Source organism: Actinoplanes sp. NPDC051861 (assembly GCF_040681145.1).
In the GTDB taxonomy this organism is placed as follows: Bacteria; Actinomycetota; Actinomycetes; order Mycobacteriales; family Micromonosporaceae; genus Actinoplanes.
Genome location: NZ_JBFAYE010000007.1, coordinates 153,467 through 178,964, shown reverse-complemented (window position 1 = coordinate 178,964; position 25,498 = coordinate 153,467). Strand labels below are relative to the sequence as shown.

Below are 25,498 nucleotides of genomic sequence, written 5' to 3'. Positions count from 1 at the left end.
GTTCGTCTCGTAGATGCCGAACATCGCGGCCGACAACAAAAAAGAGTGACCGGGGTGAGTAGACTCCGGGACCGCGGCGCCCGGGGGCGGGGCGAAGGGGGACAAACGAGATGAGCATGCCGCTGCGTGCGGGTGACCAGACCCGGCTTGGCCGGTACGAGCTCGTCGGGCGGCTCGGCGAGGGCGGGATGGGGACCGTCTTCCTCGGGCGCGACCAGGACGGGCGGCAGGTCGCGATCAAAATGGTGCGGCCGGAGTTCGCCGACGACGCGGAGTTCCGCGGGCGGTTCCGCAGCGAGGTCAACCGGGCCAAACAGGTGCCACCGTTCTCCACCGCCGAGGTGCTGGACGCGGATCCCGACCACGAGCCGCCCTACCTGGTCGTCGAGTACGTGGACGGGCCCAGCCTGGCGGCCGAGGTGCGCGACCGGGGGCCGCTGAGCGGTGCGGCACTGCACAGCGTGGCTGTCGGCATCGCGACAGCGCTGACCGCCATCCACGGCGCCGGCGTCATCCACCGGGACCTGAAGCCGGGCAACGTGCTGTTCGCCCGCGGCGGGATCAAGGTGATCGACTTCGGGATCGCGCGGGCGTTCGAGGCGACCAGCCAGCACACCCGCACCGATCAGATGGTCGGGACGGTCTCGTACATGGCTCCGGAACGCTTCGACGCGGCGGACGGGCGGCCGGTCACCGCGGCGGCGGACATCTTCGCGTGGGGCGCCGTGGTGACGTACGCGGCCACCGGCCGGACACCGTTCGCGGCGGACGGCGCGGCGGCCACCGCGATGCGCATCCTCACCCAGGCGCCGGACCTGACCGGGGTGCCGGAGTCACTGCGCGACGCGGTGCAACTCGCCCTCGCCAAGGACCCGGTGGAACGGCCCACCGCCCGCGACCTGCTCGACATGCTGATCGCCGGAGCCTCGGCCCGCCCGGTCAGCCCGGCCGCGACCACCGTCGCGGCACCCCGGCCGATCTCCCCGGCGCAGGCGCCGGTGCCCGGCCCGGACCCGGTCCGCCCGGCACGGCGCCGCCGCTGGCCGGTCGTCGCCGCCGCGGTGGCGGTCGCCGTCGTCGCCGGTGCCGCCGGGGCGGCGGCACGCTACCTGCCCCTGGACACCAGCCAGGCGGCGGACGGCGACAGCAGCCCGCCGGTCTCGCCGTCACCCACCGAGTACCGGCCGCCGCCCTCCGAGCCGGTGACCCCCGACGAGCGCCTCGAAGCGATCATGGGAGGCAACCGCCGTACCCTGATCCACATCGCCGAGGCGGACCGCGACCTCGCCATGGACGTGCACTTCACCGAGGCCGGGGCGGGCGACGGCACCGGGCCAAAATCGGAGTTCGCCCTGATCCGCGTGGGCGTCGACTACCTGATCCGCACCCTGCGCGACCCGGCCCGCGAGGACAACACCTGCCTGGGCGTCAAAATCATCCCGGACGAGTCGGCACGACTGGTGGCGACGACGTGCGACGCCACCAAGGCCACCCTGTTCTCCCTGGACCGCACCAAGGACGGCGTCGACGACCGGGGCCGCCCGACGTTCCACATCTACAACGACGCGTACGGCTTCGTCCAGTTCGACCCCACCGACCGCATCCTCTTCGTCGAGGAGGTCGGCGACGCAGCACCGCTGTCCACGTTCAGCTTCGTCGACCGCGGCTGGCTACCGTCCCCGTCCCCGTCCTGAGCGGCGCAACGTTCGCGCAACACCGGCGCTACCGGGTCGGCGGACCTTCGATGCAGACAGAGCGCGGCGGATGTACCGCCGGAGCCGAGGATTCATCGGAGGAAAGTCATGGCCAGTCTGGTGCAGTTCATGGACCTCATCTGCCACCGCACCGAGGACAACGGTGCCGACGAGATCTACCTGGTTTTCAACGGGGGCCGGGTCTGGGGCGGCGAGGACGGTGAGGAGATCGCTCAGGGGCAGACCCGCAACCTGCGTGGCCTCGTCCTGCCGGTCAACGGGCTGTCGCATCTGGCGCTGTTCGACGAGGACTGGCCGGACTCGGACGACGCGCTGGGAGTGCACGAGGTCAACGAGTCGCAGGCCGGGACGGGCATTCGGACCGCGGTCTTCAACTGGGACGACGCGCACTACACGCTGACCTACCGGGTGGAGCGGAACCCGTTCGGATGAGGGCGGCCGCGCATCCCGCCGGGGCCACGGCCGCGGCGGGACGGCGCGCTTTCCCGACAGCCCGGCCGCGGGCTTCGGCGTACGGTGAGCCGATGCGGCTGGTGGTTCGCCTGCTGGGCCCCCTGGAGCTGGAGTTCGCCGGCCGGCCGGTGCTCATCGGCGCGGCCAAGGAGCGCGTGATCGTCACCATGCTGGCGGTCAGCCCGGGCCGGGTGGTGCCCACCGCCGGCCTCGTCGCCGCGCTCTGGGGCGAGGACCCGCCCGAGTCGGCCGCGCTCACCGTACGCGTCCTGGTCTCCCGCCTCCGCAAGGCCCTGGCCACCGCCGGTTGCGGCGACGTGATCCGCACCCGGCCGCCGGGATACCTGCTCGTCGCGGACGGCGTCGAGGTCGACATCGACCGGTTCCGCGCGCTCGCGACCAGCGGGCGGGCGCGCCTCGCCGCCGGGGCACCCGCCGACGCCGCCGCCGCGCTCAGCGCCGCGCTGGCACTGTGGCGCGGCGAACGGCTCTCCGACTCGGACGGTGAACGGCTCGCCGGTGAGGCCGTGCGGCTGGCCGGGGAGCGGATGTCCGCCACCGAGACCTGGATCGACGCGGAACTGGCGTGCGGGCGGCACGCCGAGCTGATCGCCGAGCTGGACCGGCTGTGCCGGGAGAGCCCGTTGCGCGAGCAGCTGTGGGGACGGCGGATGACGGCGCTGTACCGGTGCGGCCGGCAGGCGGACGCGCTGGCGGCGTACCAGGAGCTTCGGGCCGCGCTCGCCGACGAGCTGGGGCTGGACCCGTGCGCGGAGCTGCGCCGGCTGGAGTCGGCGATCCTCACCCAGGACCCGGCGATGGCCGCGCCGCCCGTGCACCGCCGCGACCACCCGACGCCCCGGCAGCTGCCCGCGCCGCCCCGCCCGTTCAGCGGCCGGGCCGCGGAGATCGCGCGGCTCGACGCGTTCCTCGACGCCGCGGACGACGGCCCGCCGGTGTGCGTGGTCTCGGGTACGGCCGGTGTCGGCAAGACGGCCCTGCTGCTGCACTGGGCGCACCGGGTCGCCGGACGCTTCGACGGTGGTCAGCTGCACATCGACCTGCACGGGTACGGGCCGGCCGGGTCACCGGTACGGCCCGACGCGGCGATCCGGGCGTTCCTGGGCGCCCTCGGTGTACCGCCGGACGCGGTCCCGGCAGACGTCGAAGGACAGCTCGGCCTGTACCGGAGCCTGTCGGCGGGCCGCCGGCTGCTCGTGGTGATCGACAACGCCCGCGACGCCGAGCAGGTGCGCCCCCTGCTGCCCGGCACCCCCGGCTGCCTGACCGTGATCAGCAGCCGGGACCAGCTCTCCGGCCTGGTGGCCGGCGGCGCCGAGTCGCTGACGCTGGAGCTGCCCACCACCGACGAGGCACACGAGATGCTGGCGCACCGGGTCGGACGGGCACGGGCCGCGGCCGACCCGGACGGCATGCACGAGATCATCGAGCTGTGCGCGAAGCTTCCGCTCGCCCTGGCCGTGGTGGGCGCGCGAGCGGCCACGCACCCCACGTTCGACCTGTCCGTGCTGGCCGGCGAGCTCGGCCGGGCCCGCAGCCGGCTGGACGAGCTGTCCGGAGAGGACGCCGCGACCGACGCCCGTGTCGCGTTCTCCTGGTCGTACGGCCGGCTGACCCCGCCCGCCGCCCGGTTGTTCCGGCTGCTCGGCCTGCATCCCGGCCCGGACATCGGCCGCCCCGCCGCGGCGAGCCTGGCCGGCATCCCGGCGCCCGAGGCCCGGTCCCTGCTGCGCGAACTCGCGCACGCCCACCTGGTGTGGCAGCGCACCCCCGGCCGGTACACGTTCCACGACTTGCTCCGCGCGTACGCCCGCGAGCTGACCGGGACGCACGAGACGCGAACCGAGCGGGCCGCCGCGCGCCGCCGGCTGCTCAGCCACTACATCGACCGGGTCACGCACGCCGGGGAGCTGTTCAACCCGTACCAGGAGCCCGTGGCGCAGGGGCCCACCCGATCGCGGCCGGACACCACCGACCTGCCGCACGACCGCGCGCAGGCGCTCGGCTGGCTCACCACCGAGTTCCCGGTCCTGCTCGCCGTGGTACGCCAGACAACCGGGTTCGACCCGCACGTCTGGCGGATCGCCGCGGGCCTCACGCACTTCTTCGGCGGGCAGGGCCACTTCCACGACGCCGTCGACGTGCTGGGCGCGGCCGTCGCGGCGGCCCGCCGGATGGGCGACCCGGTGCGGCAGGCCTTCGCACACCGGTTCCTGGGGTGCGCGTACGTCCGGCTCGGCCGCTACCCCGACGCGGAGGTCCACCTGCAGCAGGCGCTCCGTCTCTATCAGGACACCGCGGACCCGGCCGGGCAGGGGCACGTCCACCGCCACCACGCCTGGATGCTGGACCGGCAGGGCCGCCACGCGGAGGCGCTGCCGCACGCCGTGCAGGCGCTGGCGAGATACGTCGAGGCCGGGCACCGCGCCGGGCAGGCACGGGCGCTGAACGCGATCGGCTGGTTCCACGCCGTGCTCGGCGACCACCACACCGCGCTCGACCACTGCCGCCGGGCACTCGACCTGCAGTGCGAGATCGGCGACCGCTTCGGACAGGCCGAGACATCGGACAGCCTCGGGTACGTGAACGAGCGGCTCGGCCGCCACGCCGACGCGGTCGCCTGCTACCGCGACGCCGTGCGCCTGTACCGGGAGTTCGAGGACAGCTACAGCGAGGCGGAGGTCCTCGCCGCGCTCGGTGACGCCCACCGGGCAGCGGACGAGGTCGAGCCCGCCCGCGACGCCTGGCGGCGCTGCCTGCGGATCCTGGACCGGCTCGGGCACCCGGACGCCGACAAGGTCCGCGCCAAGCTGGCACTCGACCCGGTTCCGGCACTGCGATGAGCCCTTGTCCCGGCCGCCACGGGCTTGCAAGCTGAACCAGGGACACGCGATGGGAGAGTCCACTATGGCCGAACTGCGGATCAGCGACGACGACATCCTGGGGCTGGCGCAGGCCCTGGACGGGCTGCAACTGCCCGACACGCAACGCGCCCTGCTGTCGGCCATCGTGGCGCTCGGCGCCGCGGCCATCGACGAGGCGAGCCCGTCGCTCGTCGTCGACGTGGACCCGGTGCCCTCGTTCTCCGAGCAGTTCGCCGGCGCCTTCACACCCGGGCAGATCCCGGCCGCCGACGCGCCGCCGAGCGGCGTCCGGGCCGACCGCGTCACCAGGCTGATGCGGATCGGCCGGCACTGACATGCCGGGGACCGCCGCCGGCTGTCCCGTCGTGCTCGTCTCGATGCCGTTCATGGCCGCGGACCGGCCCTCGATCCAGCTCGGCCTGCTCAAGGCGGTCCTGGAGGCGCACGGCTTCCCCGCGCACACCCTGCACGCCAACCTCGACCTCGCCGCCCTGCTGGGCGCCGAACGATACAGCCTGCTGGCCGAGCACCGCGGCCCGATGGTCGGTGAGTGGCTGTTCTCGGTCGAGGCGTTCGGCGACGACGCGCCCGACCCCGCCGGACGGCTGCCGGACGAGTTCGCCGATGATCTCGGATACCTGGGCGGGACCGCTCTGCTCGACCTGCGCCGGCGGGTCGTACCGGCGTTCCTCGACGGCCTGCTGGACGCGTTCCCGTGGCACGTGATGCGGGTGGTCGGGTTCAGCTCGACGTTCCAGCAGAACGCCGCCTCCTTCGCCCTGGCACGCCGGTTGAAGCGGCGCTACCCGCACCTGTTCCTGGTGTTCGGCGGGGCCAACTTCGACGGCGAGATGGGACCCGAGCTGGTCCGCACGGTTGGCGCGATGGACGCCGCAGTCGTCGGCGAGGGCGACCGGTCGCTCCCGGCGCTGCTCACCGCGATCGCGAGCGGCAAGAGTCTCGCGGACGTGCCGGGGCTGGCGTACCGCGACGGCGACCGGGTCGTGGTGACCCCGCCGGCGGCACCGGCCGCGATGGACGAGCTGCCGCCACCGGACTACAGCGAGTACTTCGCCCGCGCCGAGCGGCTCGGCCTGCAGCGCCCCACGGCGCACCGCACGGTGTGGATCCCGTTCGAGTCGGCCCGCGGCTGCTGGTGGGGCCAGCGGCACCACTGCACGTTCTGCGGCCTGAACGGCGCGAGCATGCGGTTCCGCGCGAAGTCGCCGCAGCGGCTGCTGGACGAGCTGGCCCATCAGACCCGGCGCTACGGCAGCTTCCGCTTCGAGGCCGTCGACAACATCCTGGACATGCGCTACCTGCGGGACGTGTTCCCCAGGCTGATCGAGGACGCCGCCGGCTACCAGATCTTCTACGAGACCGCCGCGATGCTGACGCGGGCCCAGCTCAGGCTCCTCTCCCGGGCCGGGGTGACCAGCCTGCAGCCGGGACTGGAGTCGCTGAGCTCGCACGTCCTGCGCCTGATGCGCAAGGGCACGACCGCGGCGCGCAACATCAACCTGCTGCGCTGGGCGCGCTACTACGGCATCGACGTGGCCTGGAACGTGCTGTGGGGCTTTCCCGGCGAGACGCCGGAGGACTACGCGGAGCAGGCGGCACTCGTACCGCGCCTGCGCCATCTCCAGCCGCCGGGCAGCGCCGGCCGGATCTGGCTGGAGCGCTTCAGCCCGCTGTACGCCGAGGCCGCAGCCCCGGCACCGGAACCCAGCTACCGGTACGTGTATCCGCATGCCGTCGACCTCGACCGGGTCGCCTACTTCTTCACGTGGCAGCCGCAGCCCGGTGACCTGCCGGACACCGCCTACGACGGGATCCGCACGGCCGTCGCCGACTGGTCCGCGGCGTGGGAAACCGGGCCGCCGCCCACGCTGACGTACTGGTCGTCGCCCGGATACCTGCAGGTGTACGACGGCACGCGGCCCGGCCACGAGGGCACCTACACGTTCCGGGACACTCTCGCCGAGATCTACCTCGCCTGCGTGGACCGCCCGGTCACGGTGGCCGCCGTGCGCAACCGGCTGCGCACCGACACGCCCGCCGCCGCGATACGCGAAGCCGTCGAGGAGTTCACCCGGCGCGGGCTCATGGTCCTCGACGGCGACCGGGCGCTCGCCCTGGCGCTGCCGGCCGTCGGCGGCCGGTGAGAGCTCAGCCCTCGTTGTTCACGAAGGTGGGGTGGTCCAGCAGGAACTCGGCCACCCGGTTCTCCCGGACCGCGACGAAGAACTCGTCGACCTCGGGGTAGAACTTCTCGCCGAGGTAGTCGCCGTTGGGCTGATAGCCACCGCCGGGCAGGTTGATGGTGGTCATGTCGTCGGTGTTGATGCTACGCAGCTCGAGAGCCCAGTCGACGATGCTGTGCTGTCCACCGGCGAAGGTGAGCGAGTCACCCGCCGCGCCCGCGACCTTCAGCAGCTTGCCGGGGTCGGTGACGACGTCCTTGCTCATCGCCTGTTTCGCCATGGCCTTGATGAACTGCTGCTGGTGCCGCTGGCGGTCGTAGTCGGTCCGCGGCAGGCCGTAGCGCTGGCGCACGTAGTCCAGCGCCTCCCACGCCTCCAGGTGGACCGGCTTGTTGCTCTTCTTGTACTGCTTCTGCGGTCCCGTGTACGGCCGGGAGCAGCGGTGATGGCCCTGGCAGGACGGCTTGCGCGCTCGCGGCTTGCCGTTCGGCTGCAGATGCTCGGAGGCCACGTCCTGGTCGATGATCATGTCGACGCCGTCCATCGCCTCGACGATCTTCTTGAAGCCGCCGAAGTTGATGATCGCACCGGCGTCGAACTTCTTGATGCCGGTGGCGCCGCTGACCGTTTTCGACAGCAGCTGGAAGCCCTGCTTCACGTCGTACTTCCCGTTGCCGATCTGGCTGCCCAGCGCCATCGCGGCGTTGATCTTCGCCTGGTGCGCGTTGACGCCGGCCTTCGGGAACGACGGGATGTCGACGTAGAGGTCGCGGGGCATGGAGAACAGGTAGGCCCGGCTGCGGTCCTCGGGGATGTGCGCCACGATGATCGAGTCGGAGAGCGGGGCGGTGCTCTCGTCACGCGGATCGATGCCGACCAGCAGGATGTTGAGGGGGCCCTTCAGGTCCTTCTTCGTCGCGGCCTCGGCGGGCTGCTCGTCGAGGAGGGTGTTGTCGGTGACCGCCCCCGCGTACTTCGACATGAGCGCCTGACCGGTGACCAGCGTGGCGCCGCTGAGCACGAGGAAGACACACCCGAAGACGAGCGTCAGCCTCGACCACAGCGGTGCGCGGCGCTTCGCGGACTTGGTCACCCGTTCCCCCCATTACCGGCTCGCTCAACGATCCCGCATGATCGCATGTACAGGCAAACGTACGAACATCGCGTGCGGATCGAAATCAGTCCCTATTGGACGTGTCTGTTTCTGCTCGCGAGCCGGCGGGGACGGGCGGTGGGGACGGGCCGGTCAGGTGCCGGGCGCCGACAGGGGGAAGCGGTTGCCCTCGGTGTCCTCGAACAGGGCCCACCGGCCGAACGGCAGATCGATCGGCTCCTGGGCGAACGAGACACCCCGGTCCGCCAGGTCGCGCCACGTCGCGTCGACGTCGTCGCAGGCGAGGAAGACCGGGGTGTTGGGCTGCCCGGGTGGCGCCGGGTCGGGGTCGGCGAGCTCCAGGATCAGCAGGACGCCGTCGGGCAGGCGAACCTCCAGCCAGCGCTCGTCACCGTACGTCTGGTCCTGGGCGACCTCGCAGCCCATGACCTCGGTCCAGAACCTCCTGGCGCGCTCCTGGTCCCGGACCCCGATGCGCACCTTGCGAATTCCCGTGAGCATGCACCCATGTATAGCCCGTGGATCAGGTGCCGGTGGGCTCCACCGGCATCCACAGTTCGCATGTCGCGGTGCTGAAGTCCGGTGCGCGGTCCAGGACGGCGACGATCGACGGGCCGGGGCGCAGGCGCCACGGGTTGGACGGGAACCACTCGGTGGCGGTGGCGGCCCACGCTGTCTGGAGCGCCTCCGGGTGCGGGCCGGACGTCCGGAAGACCGCCCACCGCCCCGCCGCCACCTCGATGGTGTCGAGGTCGTCCGGCACCTCGGTACGGGCGGCGAGCGCCACCCCGTGCAGGTACGTGAGCTCGGTGCCCTCCGCCGCGTCCGGTGCCGAGTCGTCGGTGACCTGCAGGAGGCCGGCCGGCTCGGTGTCGCCGAGCGCCTTCAGGCGGCCGTGCTCGGCGGCCGGTATCGAGGCGATGTGCTGCTGGATGTGCGGGTTGACGCCCTCGTGGATCAGCGGAACCCGGGTGGCGTGCCCGGCCAGGCGGAACGCGGGGCGCTCGACGATGCGGGTGTCCATGGGAAGTGTCCCTTCGACGGTCAGGCGGAACCTGAGGTGGGGTTGTGTTCGAAGGGGGCCGCCGTTACGGCGTACCTCTGAAGGCCCTGCCCCATGCACGGACCGGAACGCACGCCCGAAGGCCTCGGTGGACCCGTAGCCGTGCCGGACCGCGATGGTGAGCAGGTCGTCCGTCTCGCGGACGACGTCCGCGGCCGCCCGCGTCATCCGGCGGCGGCGGACGTATTCCGACAGCGGCATCCCGGCCAGCGACGAGAACATCCGCCGCAGGTGGTACTCGGTGGTGCCGGCGCCGCTCGCGAGCCGCGCGACGTCGAGTTCGCCGGTGAGCTGCTCCTCGACGAGGTCGACGAGCCGGTTGAGTGCTGAGATCACGGTGGCCTCCCTTCGACGTCCAGCCTGGCTGCCGGGGCGGCCCCGGCGCCCGACCGCACCGGTCCGATCCGATCATCCGCCGGGAGCGGGCGAAACTTGAGATGCTTCCGGCGTGCGCGCCGGTCCGGTTCTCCTCGTCGTCCTGCTGGCGGGGTGCGGGACGGAGCGGCATCCTGAGCCGGTTTCCTCCCTCTCCCCCTCCATCCCATCGCCCTCGGCGTCCGTTTTGTCCCCCACGTCTACGCCTTCGCCTTCACCGACCTCTCAAATCTCAATAAATTGGGAAATAACGGTGTACTATACGGCGGTCGAGCGGTTCCACACCGACGAGAACACCGAAGTGACCGGCTGCCGAAAGCTTGACTGCTCCCACGGCGACGACAACCTCGGCTCCTACCCCTCGGACTTCGTCGACGCGGTCGAGGAGGAGGGAACCGGACTGACCGCGAGCGGCAAGTACCTCAACTGGTCCTACGACATCGGCTTCTGGCTCGACTCCGCCCCGCGATCCAGCGACGGCAACGTGCTGACCCCGTTCGTCTCCGCCGCCGCCGACCCCGCCGTGCTGCCCCAGGGCACCCGCTTCACCGTCACCGCCTGCGGCCACCAGGACGACGGCTCCTCCCCCGCCGCCGAGGTCTGCCGCGCGCTGCGCGACGCCGACTGGCGGATCACCGACGAGTTCACCCCCGGGCTCGGCGGCCCGAAGCACATCGACGCCTACATCGGCCCCGAGACCGGGCCGGGATTCACCGATTCCGCCTGGTACATCACCCTGACCGGCGCCCGTCTGTCCATCACGCCCTGAGTCCGATCAGCGACGCTGCGCACACCGTCCGCCACGGCGGGTGCAAGGTGGTCCGGAATGGAGGCGCGTCAATGAACAAACTGGTGTTCGTCCTCGCCCTGACCCTCCTCGGCACACCCGCCGCCACCGCGCCACCGCGCACCGACCTGGACAGCGTCCGCGTCTGGAACGAGTTCGCCCTGAACGCCGTCCGCGTCACCCGCGCGACCGACGCCGACGCCGCCCGGATGTACGCGATGGTCAACGTCGCCCTCTACGACGCGGTCAACGGCCTCGGCGGCCACCGCGCCCCGGCCGTGATCGCCGGGCCGGGACCGCACGGCGCCGACCGCCAGGCCGCCGCCTCCGCCGCCGCGCACGCCGTGCTGACCCGCCTCGACCCGGCCCGCGCCGCCGACTACGACGCGCGGCTCGCCGCCGACCTGGCCCGGCTGCCCGGCGGTTCCGCCGTCACGAAGGGTGCCACCTGGGGCCGCACCGTCGGCGAGGCCGTCGTGCTGACCCGCGCCACCGACGGCTCCACACCGGTGGAGTCCCAGCCCGCCGGCACCGGACCCGGTGTCTTCCGCGCCGCCTGGTCCGGCGTCCAGTACCGCGACGTCACCCCGTTCGCCGTCGCCGACCCGGCCCGCTACGTCCCCGCCGCTCCCCCGGCGCTGACGAGCGTCAGCTACGCCGGCGCCTTCGCCGAGACCGCGGTCCTCGGCGACGCCGCCCTGCCGGACGCGGATTTGCTGGCGACCTTCCAGTACTGGTCCCTGCCCGCCGGTTCCGACCAGCCGCCCGGCGAGTGGCTGCGCATCGCCCTGTCCGTCTCGCACGCCCGCGCTCTGTCCCTGCCCGACCAGTCCCGCCTGACGGCCCTGCTCACGATGGCCCTGGCGGACACCACGGTCGCCACCGTGGCCACCAAGTACGCGTACCGCCACTGGCGTCCCACCACGGCGATCCGCGAGGCCGACACCGACGGGAACCCGGTCACCGTCGCGAACCCGGCGTGGGCCGCGCGGGCCGGAAGCGCCGGGAGCACCCCCGAGTACGTCTCCGGCCACAGCTCCTACAGCAGTGCCGGCGCCACCGTCCTGGCCCTCTACTTCTGCGACGACGCCATCGGTTTCACCCACGCCACGGACTCGGCTCCGGGTGGCACCGCTCGCTCGTACCCCGGCTTCTCCGCCGCCGCGGCCGAGGCCGGCCGCTCCCGTGTCTTCGGCGGGCAGCACTTCGAGTTCAGCGACCAGGCCGGCCAGTCCCTCGGCCGCGGTGTGGCGAGCGAGGTCGTCGCCACCGGCCTGCTGACCACCCGGGGGCCCACGCACCACGGCGCCTGCCCCAGCTGACCCCGAGGGGGCCTCAACTTCCCGCATCCGCCGCCGATGGAACGGGGTCGGAGCGGCAGGAGGGGAGGCGCCATGCGCTGGCCGCGAGCTGATGCGCCGGCCTGGCCGGTGCATCTCCTGCTGCTGCTCACCACGGCCGGCGGTCTGGTGGCCTATCAGGTCGCCGGGCACGACGGCCGCCCCGTCGTGCAGACCGTGGTCGCCGTGTTCCCGTTCCTCACCTGGGTCCTCGCCCTCAGCAGCGGGCACCTGGGACACCGCCGCCCCTGGCTGATCGCGATCATGGGCCTGGCGTTGCTGGTCGCCGCGCAGGTGGCCTGGCCGGCCCACGTCCGCGACGGGCACCTCGGCGCGGCCGGCACCGGCGGGCCCGACCTCACGCTCTCCGTCTCGCACGGGCTGTTCCTGATCGGCACGGCGATGGCCGTGCGCCGCCGGATGGCCGCGGACATCAGCGGCATCCTCGACGGGGCGCTGCTCGGGCTCTGCGCCGGCGGCCCGGTGTGGGTGTGGGTGATCCAGCCGCACCTGTCGCCGGCGGTCACCGGCATGGGCCAGATGCTGCTCCTGGTCGACGTCCTCACGCTCTGCTGCGTGATCGGCGGGTTCGTGCGGATGTCCACGGCGCGTGGCCCGGGGCGCGGCCCGATGCTCTACCTGCTCGCGACCGGGGCCCTGACGCTGGTGGCGATCAGCCTCGGCGCGACGACCGCCGGGCAGGAGAACCGGTGGGCGGCGGGGCTCTGGCTGGTCGCCTTTCTCACCCTTGCTGCGGGGCCGCTTCTTCCGGGAGCGTACGCGGTGACCGAACCCGCGGACGCCGGCGCGCGTCCCCGCGATCGCGCGAACCTCGGCTGGTTCGCGGCCGCCCTCAGTGTCAACCCGCTGATCTCGGCCGTGCAGATCCTGCGCGGCAGCGACTCCGCCGATCTTCTGCTGGCCGTCGGCACCCTGATGGTCATCCCGCTCGTGCTGTTCCGGATCCGCGGGCTCACCGTCCAGCGGGAACGTGCCGAGCGCACGCTCGCCTACCAGGCGTCCCACGACGAGCTGACCGGGCTGCGCAACCGGCGGCACGTGCTGGCCGACATCGAGACCGCCCTGGCCGCCCTGCGGCGCGGCGAGATCGGCGGTCTCACCGTCCTGCTCTGCGACCTCGACGGGTTCAAGCCGGTCAACGACCGGTACGGGCACCAGGTCGGCGACGAGGCCCTGCAGGCGGTGGCGGCCCGGCTGCGAACCGTGACCGAGCCGGGCGACACCGTGGCCCGGCTCGGCGGCGACGAGTTCCTCGTGGTCCGCCGCGAGGCCACCGCCGGCGACCTGCGGGAGCGCATCGAGCAGGCCCTGCGCGAGCCGATGGACCTCACCCCCGGGCCGGTGACGCTCGGCGTGACCATCGGCACAGCCTGCGCCGGACCCGGCGACACGATCGACCGGGAGGCGCTCGTCGCGCGGGCCGACGCGGCCATGTACACGGGAAAGGCACTCTCAAGTGGCGCGGCCTCCGGCCGATAGATCCGGCATCGATGCTGTGCGTGAGGGGGTGAGTATGAGGATCCGTGCGGCTGCCGTGGCCGCCGCCGCCGTGATGCTGGCGGAGATCGGCCTCATCGCCCTCGGCACCCAGATCGCCTTCCCCAAGGTGCTGGTGTGGATCCCGGCGGCGCTCGGCCTGATCCTGGCCTTCGTCGTCTGCCGGCTCACCGCCGCCACCCTCGACGGGCCGCTGCGCGCGTTCTGGCGGCGGTTCTCGTGGGCGTGCAGCGGCATGCTGGCCGCCGCGATCAGCCAGACCGCCGACGTGCTGACCAGACCGGCCACCGGCGTGCCACCGGTCAGCGCCCGCACCATGATCATCTACATGGTCGCGTCCACCGTCGCGGCCACCACTCTCGTACGCCTGCCCGCCGGCACCCGCACCTGGCGCCAGCGGGCGACGGCCGTCCTGGACGTCACCGTCGTCACGGTGGCCGTCGTGATGGCCGGCTCCGAGTATCTGAGCTGGTTCGACGGAGCGCTCGGCGACGAGCCGTCCGCGGTCCGGCTGAACGCCGCGGTCATGGCGATCACCGTCGCCGGCATCGTGATCGTGCTCAAGGCGATGATGTCGCGCACCAACCCGATGCCGTGGCCGGCGCTGTGGTTCCTCAGCCCGATCGCCATCGCCGCGCCGCTGTCCGTGATCCTGATGGACGTGCTGCGCCCGTGGCCGCACCTCAACGGCAGCGCGGCGGTGCTCCCGGCCGCGGGCCTGATGTGCTCGATGGCCGCCAAGGTCACCAGCGAGGACCGGGTCCCGGCGATCCCGCGGATCTCGTACCGGCGCAACACCACCGTGCCGCTGCTCGCGAGTGTGCTGGCCGGCGCGCTGATCGTCGCGGTGTACGCGCGAACCGGCCACATCGGCGCCACCCTCGTGACCGGCGCGGCCGTCATGCTCGTGCTGATCGCCGCGCGCCAGGCGTTCGCCATTGCCGACAACGCGATCCTGCTGCACGCGGTCACCCACCACGCCGAGCACGACGAGCTGACCGGTCTGCACAATCGGCGTCACCTGGCCGCCGCGATCGCTGGGCAGGCCGGTGCCCGTACCGTCGTGCTGATCGACCTGATCGGGTTCCGCTCGGTCAACGAGAGCCTCGGCACCACGGCCGGCGATCTGCTGCTCGCCGCGTTCGCCGCGCGGGTCACCGAGGTGGCCGGTCCCGGCGCCGTGGTGGCCCGGGTCGGCGGTGACGAGTTCGGCCTGCTGCTGCCCGGCTCGGCCACGGCGGCGCCGGTCGACCGGCTGCTCGCGCTCGGCCGCGAGCCGCTGCACGTCGACGGCCAGGAGGTTCTGCTCGACGTCGCGGTCGGTGTCGCCGACGGCGGCGACGGCGAGGCCGCCGATCTCTACCGGCGGGCGGGCATCGCGCTGCGGTCCGCCCAGGCGGGGGTCGGGCCCACCGCGATCCGGTACGACGCCGCGCTCGAACAGCAGGTGACGCACCGCAGCCAGATGGCCGCCGACATGCGCCGCGGGCTGGCCGACGACGAGTTCCACCTGCTCTACCAGCCGATCGTCTCGCTGCCCAGCGGCCGGATCAACGGGGTCGAGGCTCTGGTCCGCTGGCGGCGCGCGGACGGGCGGGTGGTGTCGCCGGGCGAGTTCATCCCGGTCGCCGAGGACACCGGCACGATCATCGAGCTGGGTGCGTGGATCCTCGACGCGGCGTGCGCCCAGGCCGCGCGGTGGCAGAAGAGGTACGGGCCCGCGGCGCCCCGCGTCGGCGTCAACGTCTCGGCCCGGCAGCTGCTCGACCCGCGCCTGCCCGCCATGGTCGCCACGACGCTCGCCAAGTACGGCCTGGACCCGGGCAGCCTGACCATCGAGATCACCGAGACCGCGGTGTTCGGCGGCGGGCACGCCCTGGCCACCGTGAACGCGCTGTCCGCGCAGGGCATGTTCATCGCCCTCGACGACTTCGGCACCGGGCACTCGTCACTGGGACTGCTGCGTACCTGCCCGGTCGACGCCATCAAGGTCGACAAGTCGTTCGTCGACGGGCTGGGCGGCTCACCGCAGCAGGAGGCGATCGTGACCGCCCTGGCCGGCATCGCCGCGACCATGGACCTGCACATCGTCGCCGAGGGCGTGGAGAGCGAGGAGCAGGCGCGGCGGCTGGTCGAGCTCGGCTACCGCAACGCGCAGGGCTTCCACTTCGCCCGGCCGATGCCGGCCGAGGACGTCGAGGCGCTTCTCGCCGCACCCGCATTAGCTAGATGATCACGAAGTTTCAAGACTGTTTCGTCAAGTGAGATCCGTCTAAAGTGCGCCCTCATGGTGGCGATGTGGTCCCTGGTCGTCTGTCTCGCTGTGGTCGTCGCACTCGTGGCCGCGGTGTGGATCGCGATCCGGCGGATGTGAACGATGACCAGGCGGATGATTCACCCCAAACGCTGGCGGCCGCCCGCGATCGCCGACGGCGGCCCCACCGCTCCGCTCCAGGTCCTGCGCAAGCTGCCGACCGGCGGTCCCGGCCCCGAGGACGTGGTCTTCGACAGCGCCGGCAACGTGCTGTGCGGGACCGGCGACGGCCGGATCGTGCGCATCGATCCGTCCACGGGTGAGCGGACAGTGCTCGCCTCGACGGGCGGACGGCCGCTCGGGCTGCACGCGCGCTCCGACGGCGGCGTGCTCGTCTGCGACCACGACCGCGGGCTGCTCGCCGTCTCCCCCACCGGCGACGTGACGGTGCTGGCCGAGGTGGCCTTCCCCAGCAACGTGGTCGAGACGTCGGACGGCACGGTCTGGTTCACCAGCTCCAGCACCGCGTGGGACCTGGCCGGACACCTCGGCGACGTCTTCGAGCACTCGTGCACCGGCCGCCTGCTGCGGCGCGACCCGGACGGCACGGTCACCACCGTGCTGGACGGCCTGAAGTTCGCCAACGGCCTGGTGCTCGCGCCGGACGAGTCGCACCTGCTGTTCGCCGAGACCGCCGGGTACCGCGTCCAGCGCCACTGGATCGGCGGTGACACCGAGGTCGTCGTGGACAACCTGCCCGGCTTCCCCGACAACATGTACCTGGGCAGCGACGGCCTGCTCTGGGTCGGCATCGCGGCGCCGCGCAACGCCCTCCTCGACCGGTTGCTCCCGCTGCCCGGCTTCCTGCGCCTGCTCGTGTGGAACCTGCCGGAGGCGGTCCGCCCCAAGGCCGTGCCGATCGCCTGGGCCATGGCGTTCGAACAGGACGGCACCCTCGTCCACGACCTGCGCTCCTCCGACGGCTCCTACGGCTTCGTCACGTCGGCCGCCGAGCGCAACGGCGTAGTAGTCCTCGGCAGCCTGACCGAACCCGACCTGGCAATAACCAGCGTGTGAATTTCGGGTCGCTGGGTGGGCCGAACTCCACACACCGCGGCTGCTCGGACCAGTGTGTGGAGTTGAGGTCGCTGGGCGGGCCGAACTCCACACACCGCGGCTGCTCGAACCGGTGTGTGGAGTTGGGGTCGCTGGGCGGGCCGAACTCCACACACCGCGGCTGCTCGAACCGGTGTGTGGAGTTGGGGTCGCTGGGTGGGCCGAACTCCACACACCGCGGCTGCTCGAACCGGTGTGTGGAGTTGGGGTCGCTGGGTGGGCCGAACTCCACACACCGCGGCTGCTCGGACCGGTGTGTGGAGTTGGGGTTGAGGGGTGGGCCGAACTCCACACGCTGGGTGGTCGTGGGTGGGCGGTGGGATGGGCGGGGTGGGGCCTAGGGTGGCGGGTGATGCGAGTCGATGTGGTGTCCGGGGAAGCGGCGGGTCTCGTCGCCGCCTCCGGGCGGCATCTGACCACCGGCGATCACGAGGCGGCCCGCCGGTTCAGCCACGACGGGGCACGCCGGCTCTGGCTGGCCTCGCGGGCGCTGCAGCGAGCGCTCGGCGCCCACCTGCTCGGCGTCGCGCCCGAGGACGTCGTCATCGAGCGGAGGTGCGCGCACTGCGGCGACGACAGCCACGGGAAGCCGTCGCTGCCGGGCGTGGACTACTCGGTCTCGCACTCCGGCTCCCTGGTCGCGCTCGCCTGGACGACGAGCGGGCGGGTCGGGCTGGATCTGGAGGCCGGTCAGCGGCTGGGCGACGCGGCCGGAGTCGCGGAGCATCTCGCGGCAGAGGGTGAGATCCCGGACCTGAGCCCCGAACAGCGTCAGCGGGCGGTGCTGCGGCTCTGGGCCCGCAAGGAAGCCGTGGTCAAGCTGACCGGGCACGGGATGACGGTACCGCTGACCGGTATACGTGCGGACCGGGACCTGGTGTCCGTCGAACCGCGCCCGGCGGGATGGCCGGACGCTGCGGTATGGGTGCGTGATCTGGACCTGGAACCGGGTTACTTCGCCGCTCTCGCCACCAGTCCGGAAATCGCCGAAGTATCGGCGCGGCGGATTTCGGCACCGAGCCGGATCGCATTCCGCCGGTAACGGAATTCCGGCGCCCAAGGTTCATTGTTTTCATTTTTCCTGACCGGCGAAACCGCCAAACCCGCCCTTGCCGAGGTGACAGGACGTCATCAACCCGGACATAGTGAACTTCGCTCATGGCAGGGATGGTGACCAACACGATGTTAGACAATAAACCCGAAATATCGGACAGGTCATCGGGCAGAACGACAGTTTCATTGGATAAGGTAACGCCCGGATCACGGTTAATCCGGCGATCCTTCAGTGTTCGGGAAATCTATAAAAGCGCGTCGGAAGTGCAGAAACAGGGAGAAGTCATTGTTCCGCCTGATCGCCAGATTCGCCATCCGCCGGCCGTGGGTCGTGATCACCGCCTGGCTCGTGGTGGCCTGCCTCGGCGCGGGCCTCGGCGTCCTGCTCTTCGACCGGCTCACCCCGTCGGTGCGCGCGGTGCAGGGCAGCGAGTCCCAGCGCGGCGGCGACCTGATCCGTGAGATCGCCCCGCAGCCCGAGACGATCACCGCCGTGATCAGCGGCACCGACGTCCGCGCCGCCGCCACGCGTGCCGCGGTCACCGCCGCGGTGACCGACATCCGGGCGGTCGAGGGGGTGGCCCGGGCCGCCGATCCCTATGCCGCGCCCGGCCAGGTCGCGCAGGACGGGCAGGCCGTGCTGGTGGCCGTCACGTTCGAGTCCGGCCTGGACGTGAAGGTGATGAGCGACGCGATACACGAGTCCGCCGAGCGGTTGCGGGCGGTCGAGGCGCCGGAGGTGAGCGTCAGCGGCGGCCGCCTGCTCAACCTCGAGCTCAACCGGCAGGCCAGCCAGGACGTCCAGCGCGCCGAGCTGATCTCGCTGCCGGTCATCCTGGTGCTGCTCGTGGTGATCTTCGGCGGGCTGCTCGCGGGGAGCCTCCCGCTGATCGTCGCGATCGTCGGGGCGGCGGCCACGCTCCTGGTCCTCTACCTGTTCAGCCTCACCACCGAGATCTCGGTGTACGCGGTGCAGGTCCCCACGATGCTCGGGCTCGGGCTCGCCGTCGACTACGGCCTGCTGATCGTCACGCGGTTCCGTGAGGAGCGGCTGCGCCTGCCGGACGATCTGGACGAGGCGATCCTGCGAACCATCGAGGGCGCCGGGCGTACCGTATTTTTCTCTGGTCTGACCGTTGCCGTCAGCCTGGCCGGCATTCTCGTCTTCCCCAGCCCGTTCCTGCGCAGTCTCGGCCTGGCCGCCGCGGTGGTCGTGCTGGTCGACATGGCCGCGTCGCTCACGCTGATCCCCGCGCTGCTGAGCCGCTGGGGCCGCCGGATCAAGATTCCGCAGCCGAGCCCGAAACACGGCGCCCTCTTCGCCCGCCTGGGCCGGGCCGCCTGCCGCGCGCCGATCGCCACACTGCTGGCGCTCTCCGCCGGGCTACTGCTGGTCGCCGTCCCCGCGCTGAACCTGCGGCTCACCGGCGGCGACGCGCGCTCGCTGCCGCCGGCCACCGAGTCACGGCAGTTCTATGACGCGGTCGCCGCACACTTCCCGATCGGCTCCGGCAGCGACCCGGTCACCGTGATCCTGCCCGCCGGCACCGACCCCGGCCTGGCCGGCCGCCTCGCCGCGCTGCCCGGCGTGCGGGCCGCAGCCGAGCCGCGCCCCGGCACCGACGGGTCCACGATCCTGCGCCTCACCCCGGCCGGCACCACCGACGGCCCGGAGGCGCTGCAGCTGGTGCGCGACCTGCGGGAGGCTCGCGGCGACGCACCGGTGCTGGTCAGCGGTGCCGCGGCCAGCCTGCTCGACTACCAGGACATGATGAAGCGCTACACGCCGATCGCCCTCGGCGGCGTCCTCGTCACGATCCTGCTCCTGCTCTTCGCGTTCAGCGGCTCGATCCTCATCCCGATCCGCACCGTCCTCACCACCCTGCTCAGCCTCGGCGCGGCACTCGGCGGCGTCGTCTGGATCCTGCAGGAGGGCCACTTCGCCGGGCTGATCGGCGCGGAGGAACAGGGTGCGCTCAACGTCATCGTGCCGCCGCTGATCATCGGCTTGGCGTTCGGCCTGGCCATGGACTACGAGATCTTCATCCTGGCCCGCATGCGCGACATCTGGGTGGAGACCGGCGACCACCGCCGGGCCATCGTGGACGGCCTGCGCCTGACCGGCCGCGTGGTCACCTCGGCGGCCCTCCTGATCATCGTGGTCTTCGCCGCCTTCATGACCGGCGGCTTCGCCCCGGTCCAGCAGATCGGCCTGGGCCTGGCCATCGCCGTGCTCGTCGACGCCACCGTCGTCCGCATGCTCCTGGTCCCGGCGTCGATGGCGGTGCTGGGCCGCTGGGCGTGGTGGGCACCACCGCCACTGCGCCGCCTGCACGACCGCTTCGGCCTCCGCGAATCAACAGAAACCGCCGGCGCTGTGAGCGCCGGCCCGAAACGAGAAATTGGCGAAGGCTCACAAAACGGACGAAGCGAGCGGCCGGCTGACGGGCACGGCGACGGGCCGGGCGCGGGACCGGGCGACGGACCGGGTAACGGGCAGGGTGCGGGGCCGGTTGCCGGCGAGGGGCGTCCGCAGACGTCGTGGCGCTCATGACGGCGACCATGATGACCGGCGCGCTGGAGCTGCGTGACATCAGCAAGCGGTACGGGCGGGGCCGCCACGTGCTGCGCCACGTCGACCTGGACGTGCGGCCCCGTGAAGTGGCCGGGATCGTGGGCGGCAACGGGTCGGGGAAGTCGACGTTGCTGCGGATCATCGTCGGGCTGACGCCGTTTACCGGGGGGACGCTGCGCGGGCGCCCGGACGTGGTGGGCTACGTGCCGGAGCGGTTCCCGACGGCCGGGCGGATCTCGGCGCGGTCCTACCTCGCGCACATGGGCCGGATCCGCGGCATGAACGGCTCCGACGCGGCCGTCCGGGCACGCGAGCTGCTCGGCCGGCTCTCCCTGGTCGGCGGCCCCGACACCCAGCTGCGGCGGCTCTCCAAGGGCAACGCCCAGAAGGTCGCCGTGGCCCAGGCGCTGCTCGTCCCGCCGCAGCTGCTCGTGCTCGACGAGCCCTGGTCCGGTCTGGACGCCGACGCGCACGAGGTACTCGCCGACCTCATCGACGAGGTTGCCCGCGGCGGCGGCTCGGTCATCTTCACCGACCACCGGGAGGCGGTGGTCGGCGCGAACGCCACCACGGTCTACCGCGTCACCCAGGGCAACCTCACGCCGCACCGGGCCGCGGGCCAGGGCGGCCCGGGGCGGGAGCACGGGCCGGCGCGGGAGCACGGCGGCCCGGTGACCGATGTGGCGGTGGTGGAACTTGTGCCGGCGGTGCGAACACCCGACGAGCCGGACTGGCGTGCCCTACCCGGTGTGCTGGACGCGCGGCGCGAGCGGGACGCCGTGATCCTGCGGATCGAGGGTGACCGCTGTGACGACCTGCTCGTCGACGCCATTCGGAACGGCTGGTCGGTCGAGGCTGTACGCCGAGGGGGAAACTGATGATCGCGCTCGTCCGGTACGACCTGTCGATGCTGGTGCGGGGGCAGAGCTACATCGCGCCGTTCGTGCTCTACGCCTCGGCCATCGTCACGCTCACCACCAACGACCAGGGGCCGCTTCCCCGGGTCTACACGGCGTCGGCGATGACGATCTTCATCTGCATGTTGTGGCTGACCGTCGCGCTGATCAACACCGAGGAACCGGCGCAGCGGGCGATGACCTCCGTGGCGGCCCGCGGCGAGCACCGCGTCCTGGCCGCCAACGTGCTCGCCGCCCTCGTCATCTGCCTGGCGCTCACCGCGCTGGGCCTGATCTACCCGATTCCGGCCGGTGACCACACCTGGTCCTCCACCGACCTCGTGATCGGCATCGTCGCCCAGCTGACCTGCGGCGTCACCGGCATCGCGGGCGGGCTGGTCTGCTCACGGATCGTGGTACGCCGAACCGGCTACGCTGTCTTCCTCGCCCTCGGCCTGATCGGCGTGTTCACGCTGATCCGCGTGCTGCCACCGGTGGCGCCGACGATGGTGATCCTCGGCAGCGACCGCCCCGCCACCGAGATGGTGACGCCGCTGCTCCTCAACGGGGTGATCGCGGTCGTGCTGCTGGCCGGGAGCACGATCGCCGCCTATCAGGTGGCCAGACGCCAGGAGTGAGAGCCATGCGGCCAGACGCCAGGAGTGAGAGCCAGGCGGCCAGACGCCAGGAGTGAGAATCCGGTGGCCAGACGCCAGGAGTGAGAATCCGGTGGCCAGACGTCAGGAGTGAGAGAGGCGGGAGAACACGAGATCCCGGAGCCGGTCGAGCCCATCCTCGATCTGCTCCGGCCCCACCGCACTACTGGCCAGCCGCAGCTGACGATGCCCACCCGACCCGCCGTAGAAGTGATGCATCGGCGTCCAGATCACCCCGAACTCCCGCGCCGAGTGCTCCAGCAGCGCGTCGTCGACCACAAAGGGCACGGTGACCACGGTGAAGAACCCGCCGGCCGGCGTGTTCCAGGTGACCGGACCGTCGCCGAAGCGGGCCGCCAGCCCCGCACCGATCCGCCGCAGCCCGGCCGCGTACACAGCGCGCTCCGGAGCCGTCGCCGCCGCCAGCCCACCGTCACCCGAGAGCAGCTTCCCCGCCACCACCGCCTGCGCGATCGGTGACGTGTTCACCGTCAGCATGCTCTTGATCTTGGATAGTTGGTCGGCGAGCAGGCCGTCGCCCACGAGCTGGTCGGCCACCGCGTAGCCGACGCGGACGCCCGGGAACACCGACTTGGCGAACGTGCCGAGGTAGACGACCCGCCGCTGGGTGTCCAGGGACTTCAAGGTCGGCTCGCGGGCCGCGTCGCCGTGGAACAGGCCGTACGGGTTGTCCTCCAGCAGCAGGATGTCCTCGCGCTCGGCGATGTCGAGGAGCCGCCGGCGAAGCGAGGCGTCCAGGGACATGCCGGACGGGTTGGCGAAGTCCGGGATCAGGTAGCAGGCTCGCGGGCGCAGGCCGCCGGCGCGGGCGGCGCGGATCCGTGCGACCAGGTCGTCGAGGTCGATACCGTCCGGGCCCTCGCGGACCGGCAGCACCGGCATGTCGAGCAGCCGAGCCGCGCCGGTGATGCCCACATAGGTCGGCGAGACCGCGAGCAGCACGTCCCGGGGCTCGGCCCGCAGCGCGCGCAGGACCAGGAACATGGCTTCCTGCGCGCCGACCGTCACCACGATCGACTCGGTGTCGGCGTCGATGTTCTCGTCCTTGGCCAGGTGTGCGGCGACCAGGTCGTGGATGACACCTTTGGTACGGCCGTACTGCAGCACGACCCGGTTGACCTCGGCGGAGCTGTAACCGCACTCCGCCTCGAGATGCCGCCGGTAAGCGTCCACAAAAGTAAGGACGTCGTCGACGTCGAAGAACTGCTCGGTGGGCCGGCCGGCCGCGAACGAGATGGCGTCCGGGTACGTGCCGGCCACCTCGTTGAGCAGGTTCATCGAGGTCAGCGCGGGATCGGCGAGGGAGGCGTGCAGGTCGCCGGGTTCGAGGCGGGCGGTCATCGGTCGTACCCCCTGATCCTTGTCCGCAGCCGCGCGGCAGCGGTGACGTCGGCGGCGCCGGCCAGCAGCATCGCCTCGCTCAGTTCGGTACGCAGCAGGCCGAGCACCCGCTCCACACCGGGCGCACCACCCGCGGCCAGCCCCCAGAGCGCGGGCCGCCCGAGCAGTACGCCGGACGCGCCCAGCGCGAGCGCCCGCAGCACGTCCAGCCCGCTCCGGATCCCGCTGTCGAGCAGCACCTCGGCCTCGTCGCCGACCTCCTCGACCACCTCGGGCAGCGCCGTCACCGCCGCGACCGCGCCGTCGAACTGGCGGCCGCCGTGGTTGGACACCACCACCGTCCGGGCGCCGGCGGCGACGGCCGCGCGGGCGTCCCGCGGGTCGAGGACACCCTTGATCGCGACCGGCAGGCTGGTGCGCCCGCACAGCTGCTCCAGGAGAGCCCAGCTGAACGAGGGGCTGAATGCCGCCGCTGTGTGCTCGGCCAGCGCGGAGACACCGGCCCGGCCCTGCGGGACGGGGCCGGACGACGAGGACAGGTTGACCGGGCCGATACCCGGCGGCAGCGTGAACCCGTTGCGCAGATCCCGCAGCCGCCGGGCCATGACCGGGGTGTCCGCGGTGACCATGACGCCGCTGTATCCGGCCGCCGCGGCGATGCCGAGGATCTCGTCGAGCCGGCCCTCGTCGCGCAGCCAGTAGAGCTGCAGCCACACGTCCGCGCCCACCGCGGCGACGTCGGCCAGGGGCAGCCCGCTGAGCACGCTGACCACGAGCGGAACCCCGGCGGCGCGAGCGGCCCGGGCGGTCGCGAGCTCACCGTCGGGGTGCAGCATCTGGTGGTACGCCATCGGCGCGACCGCCACCGGCATGGCGCTCGGCACCCCGAGCAGTCCGGTCCCGGTGTCCGCGGACGCGATGCCGGTGCCCACCCGGGGCACCAGCGCGATCGCGTCCAGGGCACGCCGGTTCTCCGCGAGAGCCGACTCGGTGCCGCTGCCACCGGCCACGAAGTCCCACACCGGCCCGGGCAGCACGGCACGCGCCGCCTGTTCGAGATCGGCGACACAGAGAGGCCGGGCGGCCACGGAGGTCACTTCATCCGCTCCCGTTCGACCGCCTCGTACAGCGCCTTGATGTTGCCGCTGCCGAACGTCCGGGCGCCCATCCGCTCGATCGCCTCGAAGAACAGCGTGCCGCGCGGGTGCACCGACCGGGCGAAGATCTGGTACAGCTGCCCGTCGTGGTCCTCGTCGACGAGGATGTTCTGCCCGCGCAGCTCGTCCACGCCGTGGTGCTGCGGGGTGAGCCGGTCCACGAGCAGGTCGTAGTATGCCGCCGGCGTCCTGAGGAACTCCACGCCGCGTGCGGCCAGCCGCGACACCGAGGTGACGATGTCGTCGGTGCCGAACGCGATGTGCTGCACCCCGGCGCCGCCGTGGTTCTTGATGAACTCGTCGATCTGGCCGGGATCGCGGGAGACGTCCGGCTCGATGAGGGTGAGCGTCACCGTACGGTCGGCGCTCTGCACCACCTTGGAGTTCATCGCCTGCCGGCCCACCTCGATCTTCTCGGTGAACACCATGTCGAAGGCGAGCGCCCGCTCGTAGAACTCGACCGTCGGGTCGAGCTGGCCGGGCTCCAGGCAGACCGCCAGGTGGTCGAGCGTGTGCAGCCCGGCGTCCGGGCCGGGCGTGGCGCCGGCGACCGGCGTGAAGCCCGGCAGCAGGGAGCCCGGCGGCCGCTGGACGAGCGTGTGCACGACGTCGCCGAAGCCGCCGATGACCGCCGTCACGACGCCGTCGTGCTCGCGCGGGGGCGTGATCGAGCGGGCGCCGTGCCGGACCGCCTCGGTGTACGCGGCGACGACGTCCGGGTTGGCCAGGGCGATGTCCGCGACGCCGAAGCCGTGTGCGCGGACGTAGGCGGTGCCCGGGTCGTCCTCGGCGACGGGCTTGGTCAGGACGAGGTGGATCCCGCCGGCCCGCAGGTCGACGGAGTACGTGTCCCCGCCGGCCGTACCGTGCACGGTGAACCCGAGCGCGCCGACCAGGCGGTCGATCTGGGCGTCCAGGTCCTCGCAGTAGATCCTGACGTGGTCGAGTGAGTACAGCATGGGTGTCCTCCCGATA

20 protein-coding genes are annotated in these 25,498 nt (G+C 72.2%); 14 read left to right on the top strand and 6 right to left on the bottom strand.

Annotated features, from left to right (window positions below; all coding sequences use genetic code 11):
- Nucleotides 1–110 precede the first annotated feature (110 nt).
- From AB0M02_RS21335 to AB0M02_RS21315, 5 genes are all read left to right on the top strand, one after another.
- A complete protein-coding gene (locus AB0M02_RS21335) occupies nt 111–1,694 on the top strand; it encodes a serine/threonine-protein kinase (protein WP_364229210.1) in 1,584 nt (527 codons plus the stop codon).
- 108 nt (nt 1,695–1,802) lie between these two features.
- Nucleotides 1,803–2,147 (top strand): hypothetical protein, encoded by a 345-nt coding sequence (locus AB0M02_RS21330; RefSeq protein ID WP_364229208.1) that lies wholly within the window; start codon nt 1,803–1,805, stop codon nt 2,145–2,147.
- A 92-nt stretch (nt 2,148–2,239) separates the two neighbouring features.
- Complete coding sequence (locus tag AB0M02_RS21325) at nt 2,240–5,032, top strand: BTAD domain-containing putative transcriptional regulator (RefSeq protein ID WP_364229206.1); 2,793 nt, start codon at nt 2,240–2,242, stop codon at nt 5,030–5,032.
- Between the two features lie 49 nt (nt 5,033–5,081).
- Complete coding sequence (locus AB0M02_RS21320) at nt 5,082–5,387, top strand: hypothetical protein (protein ID WP_364229204.1); 306 nt, start codon at nt 5,082–5,084, stop codon at nt 5,385–5,387.
- Between the two features lies 1 nt (nt 5,388).
- On the top strand, nt 5,389–7,218 hold the full coding sequence (locus tag AB0M02_RS21315; protein WP_364229202.1) for a RiPP maturation radical SAM C-methyltransferase: 1,830 nt from the start codon (nt 5,389–5,391) through the stop codon (nt 7,216–7,218).
- Between the two features lie 4 nt (nt 7,219–7,222).
- On the opposite strand, the gene AB0M02_RS21310 is transcribed toward AB0M02_RS21315, so the two are convergent.
- The 3 genes from AB0M02_RS21310 to AB0M02_RS21300 form a co-directional block, all read right to left on the bottom strand.
- Nucleotides 7,223–8,350, bottom strand: coding sequence for an LCP family protein (locus tag AB0M02_RS21310; RefSeq protein ID WP_364229200.1), 1,128 nt, complete (start codon nt 8,348–8,350; stop codon nt 7,223–7,225).
- A gap of 153 nt (nt 8,351–8,503) precedes the next feature.
- Nucleotides 8,504–8,872: a VOC family protein gene (locus AB0M02_RS21305; protein WP_364229198.1), complete on the bottom strand. Its 369-nt coding sequence runs from the start codon at nt 8,870–8,872 to the stop codon at nt 8,504–8,506.
- Nucleotides 8,873–8,894: 22 nt separating this feature from the next.
- Entirely contained in the window at nt 8,895–9,770 is an 876-nt protein-coding gene (locus AB0M02_RS21300; protein ID WP_364229196.1) for an AraC family transcriptional regulator, read from the bottom strand.
- A gap of 292 nt (nt 9,771–10,062) precedes the next feature.
- Here AB0M02_RS21300 and AB0M02_RS21295 point away from each other — a divergent pair, with 292 nt between their 5' ends.
- The 9 genes from AB0M02_RS21295 (at nt 10,063) to AB0M02_RS21255 (ending at nt 21,986) form a co-directional block, all read left to right on the top strand.
- Nucleotides 10,063–10,578 carry a hypothetical protein gene (locus AB0M02_RS21295; protein WP_364229195.1) on the top strand — a complete coding sequence of 172 codons (516 nt, stop codon included), beginning with the start codon at nt 10,063–10,065 and terminating at the stop codon, nt 10,576–10,578.
- A gap of 71 nt (nt 10,579–10,649) precedes the next feature.
- The gene (locus AB0M02_RS21290) at nt 10,650–11,918 is read left to right on the top strand and encodes a vanadium-dependent haloperoxidase (protein ID WP_364229193.1); all 1,269 of its coding nucleotides are present in this window, start codon (nt 10,650–10,652) and stop codon (nt 11,916–11,918) included.
- A 72-nt stretch (nt 11,919–11,990) separates the two neighbouring features.
- On the top strand, nt 11,991–13,436 hold the full coding sequence (locus AB0M02_RS21285) for a GGDEF domain-containing protein (protein ID WP_364229191.1): 1,446 nt from the start codon (nt 11,991–11,993) through the stop codon (nt 13,434–13,436).
- Between the two features lie 34 nt (nt 13,437–13,470).
- Nucleotides 13,471–15,687, top strand: coding sequence for a bifunctional diguanylate cyclase/phosphodiesterase (locus AB0M02_RS21280; protein WP_364229189.1), 2,217 nt, complete (start codon nt 13,471–13,473; stop codon nt 15,685–15,687).
- A gap of 144 nt (nt 15,688–15,831) precedes the next feature.
- Nucleotides 15,832–16,785: an SMP-30/gluconolactonase/LRE family protein gene (locus AB0M02_RS21275; RefSeq protein WP_364229187.1), complete on the top strand. Its 954-nt coding sequence runs from the start codon at nt 15,832–15,834 to the stop codon at nt 16,783–16,785.
- Between the two features lie 391 nt (nt 16,786–17,176).
- On the top strand, nt 17,177–17,866 hold the full coding sequence (locus tag AB0M02_RS21270; protein WP_364229186.1) for a 4'-phosphopantetheinyl transferase superfamily protein: 690 nt from the start codon (nt 17,177–17,179) through the stop codon (nt 17,864–17,866).
- A gap of 297 nt (nt 17,867–18,163) precedes the next feature.
- Nucleotides 18,164–20,431 carry an MMPL family transporter gene (locus tag AB0M02_RS21265; protein WP_364229184.1) on the top strand — a complete coding sequence of 756 codons (2,268 nt, stop codon included), beginning with the start codon at nt 18,164–18,166 and terminating at the stop codon, nt 20,429–20,431.
- Entirely contained in the window at nt 20,428–21,330 is a 903-nt protein-coding gene (locus AB0M02_RS21260) for an ABC transporter ATP-binding protein (RefSeq protein ID WP_364229183.1), read from the top strand. Before AB0M02_RS21265 ends, AB0M02_RS21260 begins: the two co-directional genes overlap by 4 nt.
- The gene (locus tag AB0M02_RS21255) at nt 21,330–21,986 is read left to right on the top strand and encodes a hypothetical protein (protein ID WP_364229181.1); all 657 of its coding nucleotides are present in this window, start codon (nt 21,330–21,332) and stop codon (nt 21,984–21,986) included. Before AB0M02_RS21260 ends, AB0M02_RS21255 begins: the two co-directional genes overlap by 1 nt.
- A gap of 102 nt (nt 21,987–22,088) precedes the next feature.
- On the opposite strand, the gene AB0M02_RS21250 is transcribed toward AB0M02_RS21255, so the two are convergent.
- Genes AB0M02_RS21250 through hppD form a run of 3 tightly spaced genes read right to left on the bottom strand, consistent with a single transcriptional unit; the run spans nt 22,089 to nt 25,482 of the window.
- A complete protein-coding gene (locus tag AB0M02_RS21250; RefSeq protein ID WP_364229179.1) occupies nt 22,089–23,366 on the bottom strand; it encodes a PLP-dependent aminotransferase family protein in 1,278 nt (425 codons plus the stop codon).
- On the bottom strand, nt 23,363–24,454 hold the full coding sequence (locus AB0M02_RS21245) for an alpha-hydroxy acid oxidase (protein WP_364229178.1): 1,092 nt from the start codon (nt 24,452–24,454) through the stop codon (nt 23,363–23,365). Before AB0M02_RS21245 ends, AB0M02_RS21250 begins: the two co-directional genes overlap by 4 nt.
- Before the next feature lie 5 nt (nt 24,455–24,459).
- Nucleotides 24,460–25,482 (bottom strand): 4-hydroxyphenylpyruvate dioxygenase, encoded by a 1,023-nt coding sequence (hppD, locus tag AB0M02_RS21240; protein WP_364229176.1) that lies wholly within the window; start codon nt 25,480–25,482, stop codon nt 24,460–24,462.
- Nucleotides 25,483–25,498: the final 16 nt, after the last annotated feature.

Excerpts from the sequence above, each read along its gene's own strand:
- AB0M02_RS21315 (WP_364229202.1), top strand. The coding sequence starts at position 5,389 with ATGCCGGGGACCGCCGCCGGCTGTCCCGTCGTGCTCGTCTCGATGCCG.
- AB0M02_RS21320 (WP_364229204.1), top strand. The coding sequence starts at position 5,082 with ATGGGAGAGTCCACTATGGCCGAACTGCGGATCAGCGACGACGACATC.
- AB0M02_RS21270 (WP_364229186.1), top strand. The coding sequence starts at position 17,177 with ATGCGAGTCGATGTGGTGTCCGGGGAAGCGGCGGGTCTCGTCGCCGCC.
- AB0M02_RS21250 (WP_364229179.1), bottom strand. The coding sequence starts at position 23,366 with ATGACCGCCCGCCTCGAACCCGGCGACCTGCACGCCTCCCTCGCCGAT.
- AB0M02_RS21325 (WP_364229206.1), top strand. The coding sequence starts at position 2,240 with ATGCGGCTGGTGGTTCGCCTGCTGGGCCCCCTGGAGCTGGAGTTCGCC.
- AB0M02_RS21255 (WP_364229181.1), top strand. The coding sequence starts at position 21,330 with ATGATCGCGCTCGTCCGGTACGACCTGTCGATGCTGGTGCGGGGGCAG.
- AB0M02_RS21260 (WP_364229183.1), top strand. The coding sequence starts at position 20,428 with ATGACGGCGACCATGATGACCGGCGCGCTGGAGCTGCGTGACATCAGC.
- AB0M02_RS21290 (WP_364229193.1), top strand. The coding sequence starts at position 10,650 with ATGAACAAACTGGTGTTCGTCCTCGCCCTGACCCTCCTCGGCACACCC.
- AB0M02_RS21285 (WP_364229191.1), top strand. The coding sequence starts at position 11,991 with ATGCGCTGGCCGCGAGCTGATGCGCCGGCCTGGCCGGTGCATCTCCTG.
- AB0M02_RS21335 (WP_364229210.1), top strand. The coding sequence starts at position 111 with ATGAGCATGCCGCTGCGTGCGGGTGACCAGACCCGGCTTGGCCGGTAC.
- AB0M02_RS21275 (WP_364229187.1), top strand. The coding sequence starts at position 15,832 with ATGACCAGGCGGATGATTCACCCCAAACGCTGGCGGCCGCCCGCGATC.
- AB0M02_RS21280 (WP_364229189.1), top strand. The coding sequence starts at position 13,471 with ATGAGGATCCGTGCGGCTGCCGTGGCCGCCGCCGCCGTGATGCTGGCG.
- hppD (WP_364229176.1), bottom strand. The coding sequence starts at position 25,482 with ATGCTGTACTCACTCGACCACGTCAGGATCTACTGCGAGGACCTGGAC.
- AB0M02_RS21305 (WP_364229198.1), bottom strand. The coding sequence starts at position 8,872 with ATGCTCACGGGAATTCGCAAGGTGCGCATCGGGGTCCGGGACCAGGAG.
- AB0M02_RS21330 (WP_364229208.1), top strand. The coding sequence starts at position 1,803 with ATGGCCAGTCTGGTGCAGTTCATGGACCTCATCTGCCACCGCACCGAG.